General features: G+C 67.2%; 23 protein-coding genes. 1 reads left to right on the forward strand and 22 read right to left on the reverse strand.

Annotated features, from left to right (window positions below; translation table 11 throughout):
• The first annotated feature begins 378 nt into the window (after positions 1-378).
• Positions 379-1,635, forward strand: coding sequence for a PIN domain-containing protein (locus PXH83_RS07370; protein ID WP_274557982.1), 1,257 nt, complete (start codon positions 379-381; stop codon positions 1,633-1,635).
• A gap of 113 nt (positions 1,636-1,748) precedes the next feature.
• Here PXH83_RS07370 and PXH83_RS07375 read toward each other — a convergent pair whose 3' ends face one another.
• The 22 genes from PXH83_RS07375 to PXH83_RS07480 all read right to left on the reverse strand — a co-directional run bounded on the left by PXH83_RS07375 (position 1,749) and on the right by PXH83_RS07480 (position 16,264).
• Positions 1,749-2,411, reverse strand: coding sequence for a hypothetical protein (locus PXH83_RS07375; RefSeq protein ID WP_274557984.1), 663 nt, complete (start codon positions 2,409-2,411; stop codon positions 1,749-1,751).
• Positions 2,412-2,689: 278 nt separating this feature from the next.
• Entirely contained in the window at positions 2,690-3,772 is a 1,083-nt protein-coding gene (locus PXH83_RS07380; RefSeq protein ID WP_274557987.1) for an N-6 DNA methylase, read from the reverse strand.
• Positions 3,773-3,838: 66 nt separating this feature from the next.
• Positions 3,839-4,435 (reverse strand): hypothetical protein, encoded by a 597-nt coding sequence (locus PXH83_RS07385; protein WP_274557989.1) that lies wholly within the window; start codon positions 4,433-4,435, stop codon positions 3,839-3,841.
• Between the two features lie 54 nt (positions 4,436-4,489).
• Positions 4,490-4,822 (reverse strand): hypothetical protein, encoded by a 333-nt coding sequence (locus tag PXH83_RS07390; protein ID WP_274557992.1) that lies wholly within the window; start codon positions 4,820-4,822, stop codon positions 4,490-4,492.
• A 207-nt stretch (positions 4,823-5,029) separates the two neighbouring features.
• Entirely contained in the window at positions 5,030-5,467 is a 438-nt protein-coding gene (locus PXH83_RS07395; protein ID WP_274557994.1) for a hypothetical protein, read from the reverse strand.
• 129 nt (positions 5,468-5,596) lie between these two features.
• Positions 5,597-5,905, reverse strand: a complete 309-nt coding sequence (locus tag PXH83_RS07400) for a hypothetical protein (protein WP_274557997.1) — start codon at positions 5,903-5,905, stop codon at positions 5,597-5,599.
• Between the two features lie 98 nt (positions 5,906-6,003).
• Positions 6,004-6,462 carry a hypothetical protein gene (locus PXH83_RS07405; protein WP_274557999.1) on the reverse strand — a complete coding sequence of 153 codons (459 nt, stop codon included), beginning with the start codon at positions 6,460-6,462 and terminating at the stop codon, positions 6,004-6,006.
• A gap of 104 nt (positions 6,463-6,566) precedes the next feature.
• Positions 6,567-6,824 (reverse strand): hypothetical protein, encoded by a 258-nt coding sequence (locus PXH83_RS07410; protein WP_274558000.1) that lies wholly within the window; start codon positions 6,822-6,824, stop codon positions 6,567-6,569.
• The gene (locus PXH83_RS07415) at positions 6,821-7,162 is read right to left on the reverse strand and encodes a hypothetical protein (protein WP_274558001.1); all 342 of its coding nucleotides are present in this window, start codon (positions 7,160-7,162) and stop codon (positions 6,821-6,823) included. Before PXH83_RS07415 ends, PXH83_RS07410 begins: the two co-directional genes overlap by 4 nt.
• A gap of 14 nt (positions 7,163-7,176) precedes the next feature.
• Positions 7,177-7,611, reverse strand: a complete 435-nt coding sequence (locus PXH83_RS07420; RefSeq protein WP_274558002.1) for a hypothetical protein — start codon at positions 7,609-7,611, stop codon at positions 7,177-7,179.
• 18 nt (positions 7,612-7,629) lie between these two features.
• Positions 7,630-9,135, reverse strand: coding sequence for a DNA cytosine methyltransferase (locus PXH83_RS07425; protein WP_274558005.1), 1,506 nt, complete (start codon positions 9,133-9,135; stop codon positions 7,630-7,632).
• A gap of 69 nt (positions 9,136-9,204) precedes the next feature.
• Positions 9,205-9,687, reverse strand: coding sequence for a hypothetical protein (locus PXH83_RS07430; RefSeq protein WP_274558007.1), 483 nt, complete (start codon positions 9,685-9,687; stop codon positions 9,205-9,207).
• Positions 9,688-9,744: 57 nt separating this feature from the next.
• Positions 9,745-9,900, reverse strand: coding sequence for a hypothetical protein (locus tag PXH83_RS07435; protein ID WP_274558009.1), 156 nt, complete (start codon positions 9,898-9,900; stop codon positions 9,745-9,747).
• A complete protein-coding gene (locus PXH83_RS07440) occupies positions 9,897-10,109 on the reverse strand; it encodes a hypothetical protein (RefSeq protein WP_274558012.1) in 213 nt (70 codons plus the stop codon). The genes PXH83_RS07435 and PXH83_RS07440 overlap by 4 nt, the downstream gene beginning before the upstream one ends.
• The gene (locus PXH83_RS07445) at positions 10,106-10,759 is read right to left on the reverse strand and encodes a hypothetical protein (protein ID WP_274558014.1); all 654 of its coding nucleotides are present in this window, start codon (positions 10,757-10,759) and stop codon (positions 10,106-10,108) included. The genes PXH83_RS07440 and PXH83_RS07445 overlap by 4 nt, the downstream gene beginning before the upstream one ends.
• A gap of 86 nt (positions 10,760-10,845) precedes the next feature.
• Positions 10,846-11,274, reverse strand: coding sequence for a hypothetical protein (locus PXH83_RS07450; protein ID WP_274558016.1), 429 nt, complete (start codon positions 11,272-11,274; stop codon positions 10,846-10,848).
• Between the two features lie 107 nt (positions 11,275-11,381).
• On the reverse strand, positions 11,382-12,311 hold the full coding sequence (locus tag PXH83_RS07455; protein WP_274558018.1) for a helix-turn-helix domain-containing protein: 930 nt from the start codon (positions 12,309-12,311) through the stop codon (positions 11,382-11,384).
• Positions 12,312-12,392: 81 nt separating this feature from the next.
• On the reverse strand, positions 12,393-13,517 hold the full coding sequence (locus PXH83_RS07460) for a PD-(D/E)XK nuclease family protein (protein ID WP_274558020.1): 1,125 nt from the start codon (positions 13,515-13,517) through the stop codon (positions 12,393-12,395).
• A gap of 61 nt (positions 13,518-13,578) precedes the next feature.
• Positions 13,579-14,667, reverse strand: coding sequence for an AAA family ATPase (locus PXH83_RS07465; RefSeq protein WP_274558022.1), 1,089 nt, complete (start codon positions 14,665-14,667; stop codon positions 13,579-13,581).
• Positions 14,668-14,689: 22 nt separating this feature from the next.
• On the reverse strand, positions 14,690-15,043 hold the full coding sequence (locus tag PXH83_RS07470; protein WP_274558024.1) for a hypothetical protein: 354 nt from the start codon (positions 15,041-15,043) through the stop codon (positions 14,690-14,692).
• Positions 15,044-15,289: 246 nt separating this feature from the next.
• Positions 15,290-15,874: a hypothetical protein gene (locus PXH83_RS07475; RefSeq protein ID WP_274558027.1), complete on the reverse strand. Its 585-nt coding sequence runs from the start codon at positions 15,872-15,874 to the stop codon at positions 15,290-15,292.
• Positions 15,875-16,030: 156 nt separating this feature from the next.
• Positions 16,031-16,264 carry a hypothetical protein gene (locus PXH83_RS07480; RefSeq protein WP_274558029.1) on the reverse strand — a complete coding sequence of 78 codons (234 nt, stop codon included), beginning with the start codon at positions 16,262-16,264 and terminating at the stop codon, positions 16,031-16,033.
• Positions 16,265-16,270: the final 6 nt, after the last annotated feature.

Genomic DNA, 16,270 nt, shown 5'->3' on the forward strand with positions numbered 1-16,270 from the left:
GAGCTGCCATCCCATCAGTCATGCCAGCTCACCGGGGTGGATAGCGACTCGTGCGCAGCGGAGTGCCTTACCGACGCGAAGAGGCTCCGACCCCTTGACCGGGGCGGAGCCTCTTGGCCGTTTGCGCAGGCCAGACGTGTGTTCCTCAGACTATCGGGTCCCTCCGTTCGACGGCAGCTCAGCTGCTCCGCGCGGGGCGCCCCGGTTATGCCCACGCCCGTGCCTGGGAGGCGCGCATGGGTGCACTCCCCGCAGCCGCTGGCGCTCCCCCTCGCAGCTGCGCCCTTCCGGCAGCGACGGCCGACGGCAAAAACGCTCTCCTCACGCCGCCGCTTCTTGCGATGCTTATGTGTATTGGAACTGCACGTGGAGCCGACCTTGATCATTCTCGATACCTGCACTATCCGGAGCGCCGGCCTGCGCTCCAGCAGCGCCGACCTCCTGCGCACCATCCGTCGGTCAGGCGTCGAACGCGTCGCTGTCCCCTGGATCGCGATGGAGGAACTGGCTGCACAGAAGTCCATCGAGTACCTCGCGGCGTCAGAGACGGCCATCCGGGCCCTGGAGGCCCTGGAGAAAGCCAGTCCCTGGGACGTGCCCAAGGTTGGGGCCCTTGACCCGGAGGGCGTCCGGGAGCACTGGCGCCAGCAGTGGGGTGAAATCGTGACGGTCCTCCCGACCAGCCTCGCCGCCATGCAAAAGGCGATGATGCGGGAGGCCAACGTCCTTCCGCCGTGCAAGCTGAAGACCGACGGGTCCAAGAACGCCAAGCCGGTGAAGATCGGCGGCCGGGACGCGGCGATCTGGCTCACAGCCGTTGAGTACGCCCGGGAGCACCCGGACGAGACGGTGTACTTCGTCAGCGAGAACCACAAGGACTTCACCGACGGTGTCTCTGGCTACCCGTACCCCATGGATCAGGACCTCGACGGCATCGAGGGCCGGTTCGTACACCTGACGAGCCTCAACGACCTCGTCGCCCGCTTCGCTAAGCCGACAGACGTCGACGAGGCACGTGTGGCGGCGGCGTGCGACCTGCCCGACGTGCAAGAAGTCGTCGCGGACGATGCTTACAGCCGCTGGACCATGCTCTTCGATCCCTACGCTCCCGGATTCGAATGCACGTGGGCCAGCCCGGAGGGCAGCCACACGGGATGGGCCAGCGGCTGGTTGGACCTAAGCGGGGTGAAGGTTCGGCGCACGTCCCTCACCGACGTGAACGCCTACCGGATCGGCGATCACGTGTGGGCGACCGCCAACGTCGGCTGGGAACTGGGCGGGTTCACGCTGCTCGACGAGGACGAGTTCGTCCATGCCGTCACCCACTACGACACACGCGTCCTGGTGTCTCTCCAGGACGGGGACACGGCCCTGACGGTCATCCGCGGTGACAAGCCGCGCGCTGTCGACTACGACATCAGCACGCGCGGGGAGGGGGAGCCCATCGACGGCGGGCGGATGAAGAGGGCGCTCAACAGGCTCCAGTCCCACATAGAGGAGAGTCTGATGCTGACGCTGGACCAACTGGTGCGTGACTATCGGGACCAGCCCAGCACAGCCCGGCTCCGCAACCTTCTGATCCGCGCCCTGAACGAGCGCGGCCCGGGTGTCACGCGCCTGGATGCTGACGGCTAGCGCATCCTCGACACCGATCGGCAGCCTCCTCGTCAGCGGCTGATACGCCGTCCGTACGCCGCCGCTGCGCCCCTCGGCGCAGCGGCGGCTGGGGGTGCTGGTGGGCCACTGTGCTATTTCGGCTCCGGGGCAGACTGTTGCGCTTCCTGGGCCGGGGTAGCGGGGGTGTCCGTTGCCTTGTCGTCGCTGCGGTCGCTCTGGTGGTCGCCGTCTTCGTCGCTCACCGGCGCGTTAGCTTCGCTGTCCTGGTCGTCGGCGGGGTCGTCTTCGTGTGCCTCGGTTCTGAGTTCGGCGGGTGTGGCGTTCCGCTCGGCTGTGATGTCGGCCATGGCTTCGTCGAAGGCGGTGATCCAGGGGCGGTGTCCGACGTAGAAGGGCTTCTGCTCGAAGGCGGGAAGCAGCTTGTCGTCGAGGGCCTCGGTGATGAGGTCGGCGGGTTCTCTGCCGTTGGCCTCGTCGTCGTTGGCCTCGTCCGCGTCTTCTACGAGGGATATGGCGGCGTGGTAGTGCCTGCCTTCGGCGAGCCGTCCGGCGAGGTAGGTCTCGTGGGCGGCCTTGTCGGCGTCGTCGGCGGGGGGCGGGGCGGCGTTGCCGGTGATCCAGAGTTGGACGGTGGTTCCGCCGAAGATGGGGCGCAGGCCGATGCGGCGGCCGTCGGGGTGGAGGAGGTGTGCTGCGCCGTCTGCGGGGGCGTCGGGGTCGATGGCCCATCCGCAGGCGAGGGTGTTGGCGACGGTGTGGCCGGTCTCCTGGACGGCGGCGTCGGTGATGAGCATGGGGTCTCCAAGAGGTCGTTGTGGTGCGCTGCCCGCCCCTTGTCGGGGCGGGCAGCTGGGGTTGGCTATCGGCCGCCGCAGCCGGCGTGTCCGCAGCCGCCGCAGAAGCCGCGGCGGTTGCAGGCGCAGGGGCAGGGGCCGGTGGTGTGCTTCATGGGTGTTCCTCTCGTCGTGGGGGACTTCCCCGTCCCTCCTGTGCTTTAATTCTATATGCGTTAGGGGTGGAGTCAAGATCGCCAGCGAAGAATCTCCCCCACCCGGCGAACTATTTACGCAGGTCAGGTGGCATGCTCGACCGTCTCCAGCAGCGCCTCGGCCTTGCGTATCGCTGCCAGGACGGCGGCTTGCCCGCGCAGCTCGTCCCGGCGTTCGTACGCCTCGCGCCGTTCCTTCAGGGCCTGGCCGGTGGGGTTGGCCTGGTGCAGCACGTCTCCGCCTGCGACGACCACGTTCGGCCCAAGTCCCCACAGGATGGCGTTGACCGCAGCTCCGGCGGCAGCCAAAGGGTCGATGTCGGTCATGCTCCAGACGAAGTCGGCGGGGTCCAGGTTGCTGTGGCGCAGCACCTGCGCCGCCGCGCGGAACATCCCGCCGGTACCGCTTGTCGGCTCATCGAAGGTCATTCCCGGCTTGACGTCCATGTCGTCGAGGAGGAGGTGAGCCATCATCTCGCTGACTTCGGGAGGCGTGTGGTACTCAGCGAGGGCGTTGGCTGCTCCGGCTGATCGCATGACGGTGATGAGCGTGCCGAGTATGTCGGAGGTGGCGTTGAAGTACGGGTTCTCACTGCCGGTCAGGTGGAGCAGCCCGTTCTTGATCGCCGCCTCCACGACGGCGCGGATCGCTTGTGCTCGGCGACGTGGAGGGTGCTCGTCCTGGAGCCACGCGTGGAGCGGCATGGCCCTGTCGATGAGGTCCGGCCTCGTGATCCACCAGTACGACCAGCATTCGCTGAATGCGGTGATGAGGTCGGCGTCGCCGAGGGCGAGCCACCAGTCGGCAAGGAGCGGCGCGTCCGGCCCTTTGAGAGGCCACAGGGCGATGGCCGCGACGGTACCGATGGGGATCTTGATGTCTTCTCCCCCGTGTGCTCCGTGCCATGCCGCGCTGACCGCTTCCGCCAGGGCGACGGCGGCGGCGTGATCATTTCGCTCGGTCGGCACGTACCTGCGTGGTTTGGCTTTACGCGAGGTCTCTTCGGTGGGCTTGGGTTCCGGGCGGCGAGGTTCGGAGACCACCGGCTTGATGGTGACGGGCGGGGGCGCCGGCGGGAGGTCGGCGATGCGACTGGTCGGGCGGGCGGCGAATGTGGCGGGGATCTTGGGTTGTTCGGCCGCGCCGAACAGGTCGAGTTGTTCCACGACTGGGCTCCGTTCGGATATGCACTGGGACAGGCGGCCCCGGGTGGTGAGCCGGGGCCGCGGCGGTCAGTTCTGGGCGCGGCGCCTGCCGCGCAGCAGGCCGGTCAGTTCGTCGGGGTGGTGTGCGTCGATGTGGGCGGCCTGGCGGAGCATGTCGCGGAGTTCGTCGACTGTGGCGCTGGTAAGCACGTCGGTCAGGGTGTGGTCGCGCTGCCAGTCCGGCCGGTAGGGGTAGCCGACGCCGAGCATGTATGCGACCCGGAGTACGGCGCGGTCGGCTCGCTCTCGACTGAGGCCGTAGGGGGCGGTGAGGGCGTACATGAGGGCCTGGTTGCCCATGGGAGCGGATTCGGGGACGGCCGCCAGGGCTTCGGCGACGGTGATCAGTTCTTTGCGCAACTGCTCATGCCAGCCCTGTATGGCCTCGCTCACGCGTCCGGCGTGAGTGAGGGCGGAGTAGAGGTAGAGCGCACGGAAGTGGTCGGTGGCGACGGTGATTTCGAGGTACCTGGTGCGGCTGATACCTGCGGCCGTAATGGCGCGGTGGTTGGACTGCCGCACGACGTGGCGGACGGCCTGGGCGAGGCCGTGGGACGCCTGGGCTGCGCTGAGGCCGTGCTGCTGGCGGGCGTTGTCGAAGAACGCGTTCCATCGGGGGTTCATGACCGGCTCCAAGAGGTCGTGTGTGGTCGGGTTGGCCGCTGTTGTGGCAGCAGTTCAGGCCAGGTAGATGGCGGTGAAGTCGTCCATGTGCTGGGTCGCGTGGTCCATGAGGGTGCGGATCTTCTTCGTGTCGCCACGCAGGAACAGGGCGACGTCCAGCAGGTCGGCGTAGGCCACGTAGTGGAGGAGTTGGCGGTAGTGGTCGAGGCTGACCGGTTCGAGGGCGTCAGGGCGCAGCGCCCATGCGGCCGTGACGGCGTTGTCGACGAGGTAGTGGGCGGCGTGGAGCTCGTCTTCGTCCGGCGCGCGGGTGAGCAGGATGAGGATGACGTCGCTGGTGTGATGTGCGGGGATGGTCAGGTGGACGGGGCCTCGGCGTCTGGACATGTGCGCGCTCCTTGGGTGTGGGTGGGGAAGGTGACCCTCCCCTCTGCTTTAATTTTATATGCATTTAGGGGAAGGGCAAGATCGCCAGCGAAAGAAATCCCTGGCGAGCGAGGGTTTTTCAGCGACTAGTCGAGACCGACGACCAACGGCCAACATCCACGGCGCCAGCACTGGGCGCCGTGACGGCACCGTCGCCGAGCAGAGCGGTCACTGGAGCTCCCCGACGGTGCGCGGGGCGGGGCCGCGCGGGTTGCGGGGCAGGAGGATGGCGCGATCGCGCTCGTCGACCAGGGGGTGGACGTAGTAGAAACCGGGCGGGTGGCGCCGGTCGTTGGCCAGCATGGCCAGCTCGTTCGCATAACGCTCCACGGACTTCCACAGCGGGCCGATCCGACCATAGAGGCTGCTGAAGTCGTGAATACGCCGCCCCTCCAGGTCGTGCAGGTACCAGAGTTGAAAGATCTCCGGCCCGTCGTCACGGCCCCAGATGCCACTGGCGCTCGTCATCGTGATGGTCTGCACGCGCGGGTCGACCTCCGCGACGACGGCCGCCAGCCTGACGAGACAGGCACGGGCAAGTTGCCGCCTCGCCTTGCAGACCGCTTGGTCACGTGGGGCGCAAGGGTCGCCATGAGGCTCACCCATCGAAGGATCCTTCCTATTGATTGTTCCGCTGCCAGGCCGCCTCCGCTGGCGGCCCATGGCCGAGCCGGACCGCTCGATCCCTCGGCGGCCGGTCACGGTGTCGACCGGCGGCCGAGGGGGCTCGCGGGGTCAGGCCGGGCGGAGGTGCTCGTGGAGGTTGAGGAAGATGTTGATGACGGAGGCGAGTTCGACTCCGGAGTGGGGGCGGCTGCCGAGGGAGTCGGCGACCGGCGCGAGAAGCGCGATCAACACATCCAGCACGGCATCCGGGACCAGGCTGCTCCAGGAGTCGAAGTCCATGCCCTCGACGGAGCGCAGCCATGCGGTCTGCATGACGTCGTTGATCACCCGGGTGACCGCCTCCACCTCGCCGGGCAGAAGGTGAGCAACCTGGAGAGTGCGGTCGAGGATGGTCGTGCTGGCGAACGTTCCGGCCACGGTGACTCCTTCGCGATCGGGCGGGCTTCCCCCTCCCTGATGCTTTAATTCTATATGCACGAGGCAGAGGGTCAAGATCGCCAGGGAAATTCTTCGAGCTATTTCCGCAGGTCAGTGGCTGTATCCGGCTCAAGCTCCCGAATGTGGAGCACAAGCCTGCTGCCGTCCACGATGTGACCGATGCGCATGTCCGGTCCGAGCAGCCGCGTGTGGTCGTCGTCGGGAAGGATCCCGCGGTCCACCAGCCCGTCGACGCAGGCTTTGAAGCTGGGATACCAATTGGCTGCGTCGCGCCGCTGGTTGTTCGTGGGGTGCAGGACTCCGATGATGTGGGCGCGCTGCATGTGCGGTATGCGCTGGGCTGAGGCCCAAGCTGCCCGGCGCAGCACCTTCGTGCGGTCCGCTGTTTGGAAGCGGTTGAGACGCTGGTTGGCGTTCAGCAGCAACAGCCTGGGCGGCAGCGCGACAGTGAAGCGGCGGCCGGGCATGGCTCCTGGTGCTGTCGCCATGGCGTCGAACCAGTCCGCCGGCGGCTGCTCTCCGCCGACAGCCTTCATGAGGTGTTGTGTGACTTCTTCGTGTGTCACTTGCGTGGTTCTTCCTGTGTGGGGGCCGCCCCGGAGTCCGGGGCGGCCGTTTCACGTGGTTCCTCGAGGCGGGGTCAGAAGGGTGGTTCGTCGCTGTACTGGGTGGGTCGTCTCCGGCCGAGCGGGATGACCAGTCGCCGAAGGCGGGCGGTGCACGGGCAGAGCCCCCAGCAGCCGTCTTCGGAGCCGTAGCCGTCGGCCTCGTACCAGGCGCCCTTGCCGCTGCACTCCCGGCAGGAGGGAGCTGCCTGCTGCTCCACGACGAGCGACCGGTCGTCGAAGTACAGAAGCCAGCGGCCGAGCAGCCACCCGGAACCTGTCAGCCCCGTCACGCGTCGCGCCCGGCGGGCGGGTAGCCGGTGAGCTCGATGGGTGTGGTGCCGTAGAAGCCGTACGTCTTGCGGCGCCTGACCTCACCCTCGGCGGTGTGCCGCGTGTGGGAGTCCGGATCGTCGCTGCCGATGATGTTCGCCCAGCGTTCGTAGACGCCGTCAGCGGGTTCGTGCAGGTGGAGTCGGACCCCGAGGCCGTGGTCGCCGCTGTCGGTGAAGACGGTCGCGAGTTCGACCGACGGTGCGGGAAGAGTGGGGTGGGTCTGGGATATGAGCGCGACGGCGGCCAGCGGGCCGAGCAGTTCACGCGTGGTCCGTTCCTCGGAGCGGGCGGGCATGTGTCCTCCGGTGGTCATGTCAGGTCGCCGAACGAGAGCTGTTCGCCGCCGATGAGCGCGGGTGTGTCCGAGATGGATGCGAGGTAGCGGGCGTGGAAGGAGGCGCAGTTGTCGCACTGCTGCTCCACGGCTCTGCGGTGGGCGCGCGCTCCGGCTGCGCTTCCGCACGCCTTCCGGTTGACCGGGGCGGGCAGCTCGCTGTGGTGGGCGGTGGCGAGTTGGCCGATGATCTGGCCGTCGAACCACAGTCGGCCTCCGCACACACCGGTGAACCCGCACTTGTGTGGTCGTACGTGGGCGATGCACTGCGCGCGCAGAGGGCAGGCGGCGCACAGGCGCAGCGCCGGGCCGCACTTCTCGCGTGTGAGGCGCGGGGTGGGCGGTTCGTCTCCGGCGCCCGGTGCCAGTTCGGGCCGGTCGCGGCAGGGGGCATTGGTGAGGTCGAGCATGGTTCTCCTTGACCCCGGTCACAGGACCGGCTTGAGGCGCTCGCCGATCCACCGCGCGACGTTGCAACTGACGGCGTTTCCGGCCTGCATGGTCTGTTCGGCCTGGTTGCCGTAGACGACGTACTTCTCCGGGAACCTCTGGCCGAGCAGCTGCTCGCGGGGCTTGAGCATCCGGAAGTAGCAGTCCTCGATGGCGGGCGCGCTGCGCACGAGGGCGGCCGAGTCGCGGGTCGACAAGGTGTGTACGGATTCGGCGGCGGTCTTGGGGGATGACTTGCGGTAGGGGATGACGAGGGTGTTGCGGCCGGTCTCCTGTGACGGCGCGGTGTCGGGCACGACCAGGCCGTGGTGGTTGCCCTTGGCGGTGATGCCGGCCATGGGGTTGGTTACCGGGTTGGAGGTGGAGTTCCTGCGGAACTCGACGATGAACGGCTTGGTGGTGACGAGGGCTTCGCTCTCGCGAGTGAGGCGCGTGCGCAGTGGCACGTCGACCGGCGCCGGTTCGGTGTTCCAGCTACCGCCGGTGGGCACGAGTAGTGCGTCACCCTGCTTCGCGGTCCGGGTGGGCAGGGGGCGGTCCTCGACTGCGTAGGCGCGGTCGGTGCCGTCCCTGCCGTGCGTGAGTGTGATGGAGCTGGGACGGTGGGGGAACTTCACGAGCCCTGCCGCGATGCGCGCCATGGTGGTCGGCACGAGGGGCTTCTTGCGGTCGCCGATGCGGGTGCCGATGTCCTGCCAGTTGATGATGTCGGCAGCTGGTCTTACGTACGGCTCGACGACGGTCCTGCCGCACCGGCTCTGCGGGCATCGGTAGTCATAGTCGCGGCGGTACTTACCGACGCGGACATTGCTCTGGAACCAGCTCTGGACGGCGGGCACATCCTCGCCGCAGGAGGGGCAGTACGCGGGGGGACGCGGCTCCAGATCGGGCTTGCGCATGGACTTGCGGGTGAAGACGCAGTACAGGCGGTCGCGCCACTGCGGGGCTCGCAGGTTGACCTCGTCGCCGACGTGCGCGCTGCTGACGGACACGATCTGGACCCGGTAGCCGAGCTTCTCCATGGCGTCGAGCCACACCGGGAAGAGGAGCCAGTCGCTCGCGAACTCGATGACGTTCTCGACGATGACTGCCTTGAACCGCTTCGCTTCGGCGGCGCGTACAACGCACCATGCGGTCACCCGCGTGCGTTCGAACGCTTCCTTGGTGAGAGCGTCCCAGTCGTGCTTCTGCTCGTCGTCGAGCTGGTCGAGGAGATCGAGCTGCTTGCTCTCGCGTCGGCGGCCGCCCGCGGGGCTGATCTCGGTGCAGATGACGGAGGCCCACAGCACGTCCGCCTTCGGCAGATGCCGCATGGGCAGGCCGGATATGTCGATGGTGAGGTGGTCGGCGTTGGGGTGGTTGGCAGCGTGGGTGTCGATGGCGAGCTGCCAGTGGTTGATGCCGAGGATGAGTTCGTAACCGGCTTCAACGAGGCCGGTGCTGCTGCCGCCGGCGCCGCACAGCATGTCGATGACTCTGTTCACGGGTGGTGCTCCAAGAGGTCTACGGCTGGTCCCGGCCCCGCGTGCGGGGGCCGGGACGGTGAGGGTCGGTCAGTGGACGCGGAGGCCGCCGAGGTCTCGGGCGCGGCGCAGGAAGGCGGTCCACCGGCCCCACGTGAGGTCGCCGACCGGCATCTCTGCGATGGCGTAGTTCGGGTGGACCTCGTACGCGGCAAGGGCAGCCGAGAGTTCCTGCGGGGTGATGAGACGTCCCTCGTTGAAGTGGAGCTTGAACGACGGGATGCCGGTCGGCTCGGGCTCGGCCCAGTCGCGGACGGCGAACCAGTCCTCCCGGTACTTCGCGATGGCCTGCTTGGTCGCCTCACTGGCGTCGTTGCCGAGGGCGAAGTCCCCCTTGGTCAGGCCGTACGCGGTCAGCTGCGGCCATGCGGGCATCGGGGTGTCGGTGACCATCCCGAAGTTGGCCATCACTTCGAAGGCGTGGTGCCCCGTGGTCCAGCCGAAGCGGAAGTAGTGCTCGTCGCCTTCGCGGGGGGTGCCGTCGGGGTTCTGGATGTAGGTGTCGTAGCCCATGGGTGGCTCCAAGAGGTCGAGGGGCCCGGCCTCCTCTTCGGAGGCCGGGCGGGGAGGTCAGTGGTGGGGTGCGTGCTGGCCGTGGTGCTGGCCGCAGTGCGTGCAGCGCGGTCGCCGGTTGCGCATGTCGATGCGGACCTCGTGAAGGAGGAAGGCGCCGAAGGCGACGGCCCAGGCGCAGGCACCGGCCAGGACCCACGCCACGGCGGTCACCGCTTGCTCTCGTTGCGGCGAGCGGGGCAGGGTTGGGTCAACTGAGCGATCGCGAGCACGACGCCGTTGGCGTCGTTGGTGGCGCGTGCGTTCTCCAGGGCCGCTTGGACGCGCGCTCGCTCCTCGTCTGTCTGCGGGTGAGCGATGACGCACCAGCACGTGGCTGTGGCCTCGGCGGGCTGCTCGCTCGGGTTGGTCTGCTCGGTCATGCCGGGACCAGACCGTCGAAGCGGAGGTAAACGGTGCGAACGGCGTCTCCGCGCTTCCACACCGTCAACGGCCAGTCCGTGCCGCCCTGTTCGTGGATGCACTGCCAGTCGTTCTCGGACAGGGCGTGGGTCTCGTAGCCGTACTGCTTCACAGCCTCGTGGCGGTCGGTGAGGGCGAGGCACAGCACGCGGTGCTCCGGGCGGTGATGGGCAGTCACGCCCATCAGGCAGACGGACATGCAGTCGCGCAGCGTCGGCGCGAGCTTTCGTTCCGCGACGTACGCGGTGATGGCGAGGAGCATCGGGGCGACGTGGTTGCCGTTGGTGGCTTGGTCGCCGTCCTGGGTCGAGTCGTAGACGACTTCGTGGAATGTCGGGTTGTCCTGGTGCTGCCGGACAACTTGGAAGCCCTCCAACTCGGTCGGGTCCAAGGGCAGGTCCGTGACGGACGCGATCCACAGGTGCGAGCCGTCTGCAAGGTCCACGGTGATCCCGAACTCGCCGCCAGCGGCCTCCACGTTCGCCACGAGGGGCAGGCGGCGCAGGGGCGTAATGACGGGCTCGTAGGCGTGCCACAGCTTGAGCCACAGCGGGTCGTTGGTGTTGTTGTGGTCAGGCATGGGCGCGAGTCGGTTGATGTCGTGCGTCACGTGTCTCTCCAAGAGGTCGTGTGCCGTAAAACTCTACAGAGTTACGGCCTATCTCGACAGATGCGTCTGCTCGATGCGGGCCCAGGTCAGGGCAGGATGCGGCCGTTCTCCCTTTCGCGCTCACCTCGGGCGATGGCCGCAAGGCGGGTCACCTCGGCGGCGCGGCTCGTCAGCTGGGTCGCGAGGTGCTGCGCTTCGTGGGCGACCCTGCGCGCCTGCATCACGGCGTAGTGGTTGGCGCGGTGGTCGAAGTGGAGTTCAGCACCGCCGAGTTCATCCAGAAGCTGGTTTACGAGGTCGTCCCGAGCGTGCTCGCTGCTGCCGAGACCATCGAGGTCACGTTCACATTCGGCCGCCTTGTCGAGGTCGGCGATCGCGACCAGCACGTCCCCGATCCCCTCGGGGTCCTCGTAGTACAGGTCAGCGAGCGCCCGCAGGATCGGGTACACCTGCTCGCTGCCATCGAGGATCACGCGACCCCCGCGTCGCCGCCTGAGCTTGGGCAGTTGACTCATGCCGAATCTCCTTTCAGGAGAGGAGCTCTTCCCCCTCTCTCATGCTTCAATTCTATATGCAGCCGTAGGGGTGATCAAGCTTTCTGGCAACTTAATAAAGTTGTGATCTATCTTTTGGGTTTGACTATGCCCTCACGAGCCCGCCGGACCGCCTCCGCTTTGGCCTCGGCTCGCTCCTCAACTTGCTGAAGCCGCTGCTCCCGTTCGGCATGCCAGTTGAGCCACCACTGCCCGTTCTCCTGGTTCTCCTCTACCTTGCGCGCAGCCACCTCCCGTTCGCGCTCCGAGCGCGGATTCGTGCCGCAGCCCCGGCATGACGCGGCGGGCTTGCCTCGATGCCGTGAGCACCCGCCTGCCTTCTTCGGCTGCTGCTCAGATGGTGCTGGTGGTGAGGCGGCAGCGGGCTCCCCTGCGGCGTCAGCCGCGGGGGTAGGGGGGAAAGGAAGGGAAGAGGAAGGAACAGGGAAGGAAGGGGTTCCATCGGTGAAACCCTCTGGGTTCCCCGCATGAAACCCACTGGGTTCCAACGGTGGAACCCACTCTTCGGGCTCCTCAGGGTTCCCCGCGTGGAACCCAGGTGCTTCTTGGGGGCCTTCGCGCTCGCGCCGGCGGGCAGCATCCCTCTCCTCGACGTCCTCGTGGGTCATGGCAGGCGGGGTGGGAGCCGCCCGCTTCACGTCGGTGCGCGCCTTCCGGGGGTTCTTGGGCGCTGCCTCCCTGGCCGCCAGTCGTTCCTTGAGTTCGGGCGTGGTGGGCGTCTTGGGCACGGCTATGGGGAACACGCGGTAGACAGCGGACCGACCCGCTTTGCCGGTGTGCACACGCTCCACCAAGCCCTTGCCCACGAGTTCGGTGACGATGGTGATGGCTCGCTTGGTGGTGACGCCCACCCATGCCGCCAGTCTCGTCAGGCCGGGACGAGCGAGCCGCGTCTCGTCGTCGGCCGAGTCGCAGAGCTTCATCATGGCCAGCTTCTGGCTAGCGGTGACTACGTCGTGGGGCAGGTAGGCGGCGGCGATCATGAGCTGGATGGACATGCGGTCCCCTGGAGCAGCGTTCGGGCAGGTTGGAGCGCCCCGCCCGGTGGCAGCCGAGCAGGGCGATTGAGAGGCAGGGACTTAGGCGGTGGGCGAGACGCGGATGATGGCTGGTGTCTTTTTGTTCGTCTTCCGAACGGGGACGGCCAGTCCCGCAGCCTTGAGGTTGCGGATCATCTTCTCGGTGTCCGGCGCCATGGGGACGGGGATGTCAGCCAGTTCGTGCAGGTCGACCATGGCCTCAACGTCCGTCTCGTCCTTCGGATTACCACCGCCCCACGACAGCTCGTTGAGGCCGTAGATACCGGCGGGTGACTGGTCCAGTCTCTTGCGGGCGAACTTCTTGATCTTGTCGCCCTGAGCGACCAGCTCATGCCCGCGCACATAGTCGGCAAGAGCCTGCTCGGTGTCCTTGTCGTTGTGGATGAGCGCGGTCTGCGGCGGGGCGCCCGGATTGGTGCCCGGCCAGCAAGCCGTGCGAAAGGGGCAGTAGTCGCAGATGGCATCCAGCCCAGGGCCGTCGAAGTCACGACGCATCTCCTCCGGGTGGCTGGTCTCCCTTACCCGCTCGACCCACCATCGGGCCTCTGCGGCTCGCTGGGGGTCGTAGTCGATCTCCTGGATGTGCTCCGCACCGTTGTCCCGGTTGATGAAACGGAAGCGGATACGGCGGACGTCGAGCGGGCCCATCCGTGCCAGGTATCGCTGGCCGGGGACGTCCTGGAAGCCGACCATGGCCAGAAGTCCGGCGTACAGGTAGACCTGGCGCAGCTCCGCTTCGGTGGCGCCGTACCTGAGGACTCGGTCCCAGAGGTAGGTGGACTTTGTCTTGATGTCCTCCACGGTCACCACGTCGGCGGCCACCTTCGGTCGGTGGCGCCGAGGCAGGCGCGCGGCTGTGGCCTCATCCAGCTGGACGACGTCGATGTGCCCTCGGATCGTTTCGTCCTGGACGCTGCGCTCGACGAGCCATCCGTACTCGGTACGAGCGGACTCCAGCAGGCCCGTGTGGATGTAGGTGCCGAGGATCGCCGCCTTGGTGTCCGGCTGGTCAGTACGAGGGGTGCTGTGCAGGATGTACGCGGCGCGGCGGCCGCACACAGTGTCGGACGCGCCGAGTTGCGTCTGCTGGGAGCGTGGGCGGCGTGCGTCGACGTCGTGCGCGGCGTCCCATATGGACGGTGAACGCTCAAGGGTTGTGGTCATGCGTCGTGCTCCAAGAGGTCTGACGGGTCGGGCCGTCGGCATGACCGACGGCCCGAGGGGGTCACTGTTCGGCGTCGGCGTCCTGCTGCGCCTTACGGGCTGCGGCGGCGCGCAGTTTGTCGGCGTCGGTGGGTGGCCTATCGCCCATCTGCTTGGGCTCCGCGTTGAGTTCGGCCGCCCTCCGCTCGGCGGCTCCGCGAACGGTCAGGATCTCCTCGTGGGTCAGCCTGTTCGCCGGGTCGGGGACTGCGCGCCACAGGGCCTCCAGGGCCGCTGTGTCCGTCTCGCCTTCGATACGCTTGAGCCATGGCCCAACACGGTCACCTGCCAGTTCGGGCATGATCCGGGGCTGGCTGTCGACGGAGCAGCCCAAGCCGTTGAAGACCAGGTCCTCGATCGAGAAGTCCTTCAGCTTCATCGGCTTCTTTGGCTCGACGCGGAGCCTCAGCGAGCGAACCTTGATGACCTGAGGGTCCTCGTCGCGCTTCAGACGCACCCAGACGGTGGAGTCGAACCCCAAGTCCTTGTGGGCGGCGACCTTCCACTCGGTGCGCTTCGGGATCGGGTTACCGTTGTCATCCAGCGCCGAGACCTGCTTACCGCGCGCCAGGATGATCGCGATGCCTGGCAGTGTGCGCAGCAGGTACATCACCCGCTGCCACCGCTCCACCGAGTCGTTCCACAGGTTCATCGTCGGATCGACCGGCGCGTCCGGGTCTTCCTGGAGCATGGCCCGGTTCTTGCGCGTGCGTCGGGCCCGCTCGTGGGTCCAGTTGGTGAGCATGCGCCACAGCGCGGATCCGGAGTCGATGGTCAGCACCACGGGGGGCTCGCCGGCGGCGGCCGCGCGGCGGGCCTCGGCATGGACGGCCTCGATCTGCTCCAGGATGTCGCGGTAGGTGCCGTCGTGCTCGATGATCAGGTAGTGCGCGCCTTCGATGGCTGCGTACTCATCGGCCGAGCCCTCGTCGAGGTCGATCCAGTACATCTGGCCGATCTTCTCGCTGGCGCTGAACTCGGCTGCGCTGTAGGTCTTCCCCGCCCCCTCCTCTCCCTCGATGAGGATGAGAGGCCAGGGCACCGCGCCGGTTGGCTTGCGGAGCTTCAGCTTCGGGGCGGACGGCCCGTTGCCGTTCGCTGCTTTCGTCACGGTCGTGCTCCAAGAGGTCGTGTCAGTCCGTACGCAGTGCACGGACCTCGAACAGGGGCGACCACTCCGGGTGTTCGTCGACGAGGAGTCGCACGTACCGGGAGCGGTAGCTGTTGTTCAGGCGGAACTCGTCACCGCGGGTGGCCTCGCCATAGCGGTAGCGGAGGAGTTCGAAGAGCATTCCGATGCCGACGCGCTTCCAGCCGTGCTGGGCGCATTCAGCCGTCATCCGCTCCAGCGCCCGGTAGACCCATGGGTTGAGGGCGTGGAAGCCCTCGAACCGCTGCTGGATCGACTGGGTGTCTCCGCCTGCGGGCTGCCTGACTCGCGGGATGTCTCCGATGCCGAACAACGGCGGCTGGTCCAGAACCGACATGCACGCCCCCTCATATTCTCAACTCTTTAGAGTTGGAACCTATCTTCGGGGATGGCGGTATGTCGACCTCGAAGAGGACGAAGGGGGCGCCCGAGCGGACAAACGGCGGGCAGAGCGCGAAACGGCGACCCCGTGAACGACCAGCCGCATCAACACCCCCTCCGCCAGGACCAGCAACCCGCCTTGCGCTCTAATTCTATATGCATATAGGGCATAGGTCAAACGTAACAACGCTCTGACCTGTGGTTATTCGACCTTCCTGGCGGCAGGACCACGTGGGACGATCACCGCACCGGGGCCCGCGTACGTCCCGGCTCGGAGGGCCTCAAGGACCTGCTCATCGATCTGCCACGCAACTGACCGCGCACCCGCCTGGAGTGCGGGGGCGTCCTCTACGATGCCGTCGAGCAGCCAGATGGGCGTGCCGGACAAGGTGTAGTCGGCGGGCCGGAACCGTCCACTGTCCTGCGCCTTGTTCAGCAGCTGCCGGGACGAAAGGCCGAAGAGGCTTACGACCTCCGCAGGCCCTACGAGAGGCGGGAGTTCGCTGACGTTGTGCACCCAATAGCCGGGGTCCTGGGACCTGATCACTTCGGCCAGGGCTTGTTCGTTGATGTGCTTGGGGCGTGGGGTCATCTCGCCGAACCTCTTGACGAAGTCCAGGAGCCAGTAGGGGGATCCGCTGATGATCTTGGCGTGGCTGTAGTCCAGCACATGGTCGCGGCTGATCCACTGGCTGACCTGCAACCGCTTGACGCCGTAGATGTCGGCGAACTCCTTGCCGCCTGCCAGGTACGGCTTCTTCCCCGCCGGCCTGTCCGTGCTCGTCACCCTTGCCGTCCCCTCAGTCCGCAGCCTTTGCATATAGATAGTAACCGGGGCGGGCGGCGGCTCTAGCATGCTGGGCAGTTGCTACAGTATGTGGTCCAAGAGGTCGGAGGCCCCCATCGTGAGATGGGGGCCTTCTTCCTTTCTGGGGTAGCGAGGTCAGTTGCGCGCGTACTCCGGCGGCCGCGCGAAGCCGAGGAGCCATCCGAAGCGCGGCGACAGGTACTTCTCAGCGAGCCGGAACACGGCGTAGTAGACGAAGATGCACAGCGGCGTCAGGACGCCCGTCAGCGCCGTAGCGTCGAGTTCGAGCCCGTAGCGGGTCGACAGGGCGAGCAGCCAGCCGCCGAGGGCGGGGATCGCTGTGCGGAGCAGCGAAGCGTACAAGTTCATGTCCGT

The sequence above is a fragment of the Streptomyces spiramyceticus genome, from assembly GCF_028807635.1.
GTDB lineage: Bacteria > Actinomycetota > Actinomycetes > Streptomycetales > Streptomycetaceae > Streptomyces > Streptomyces spiramyceticus.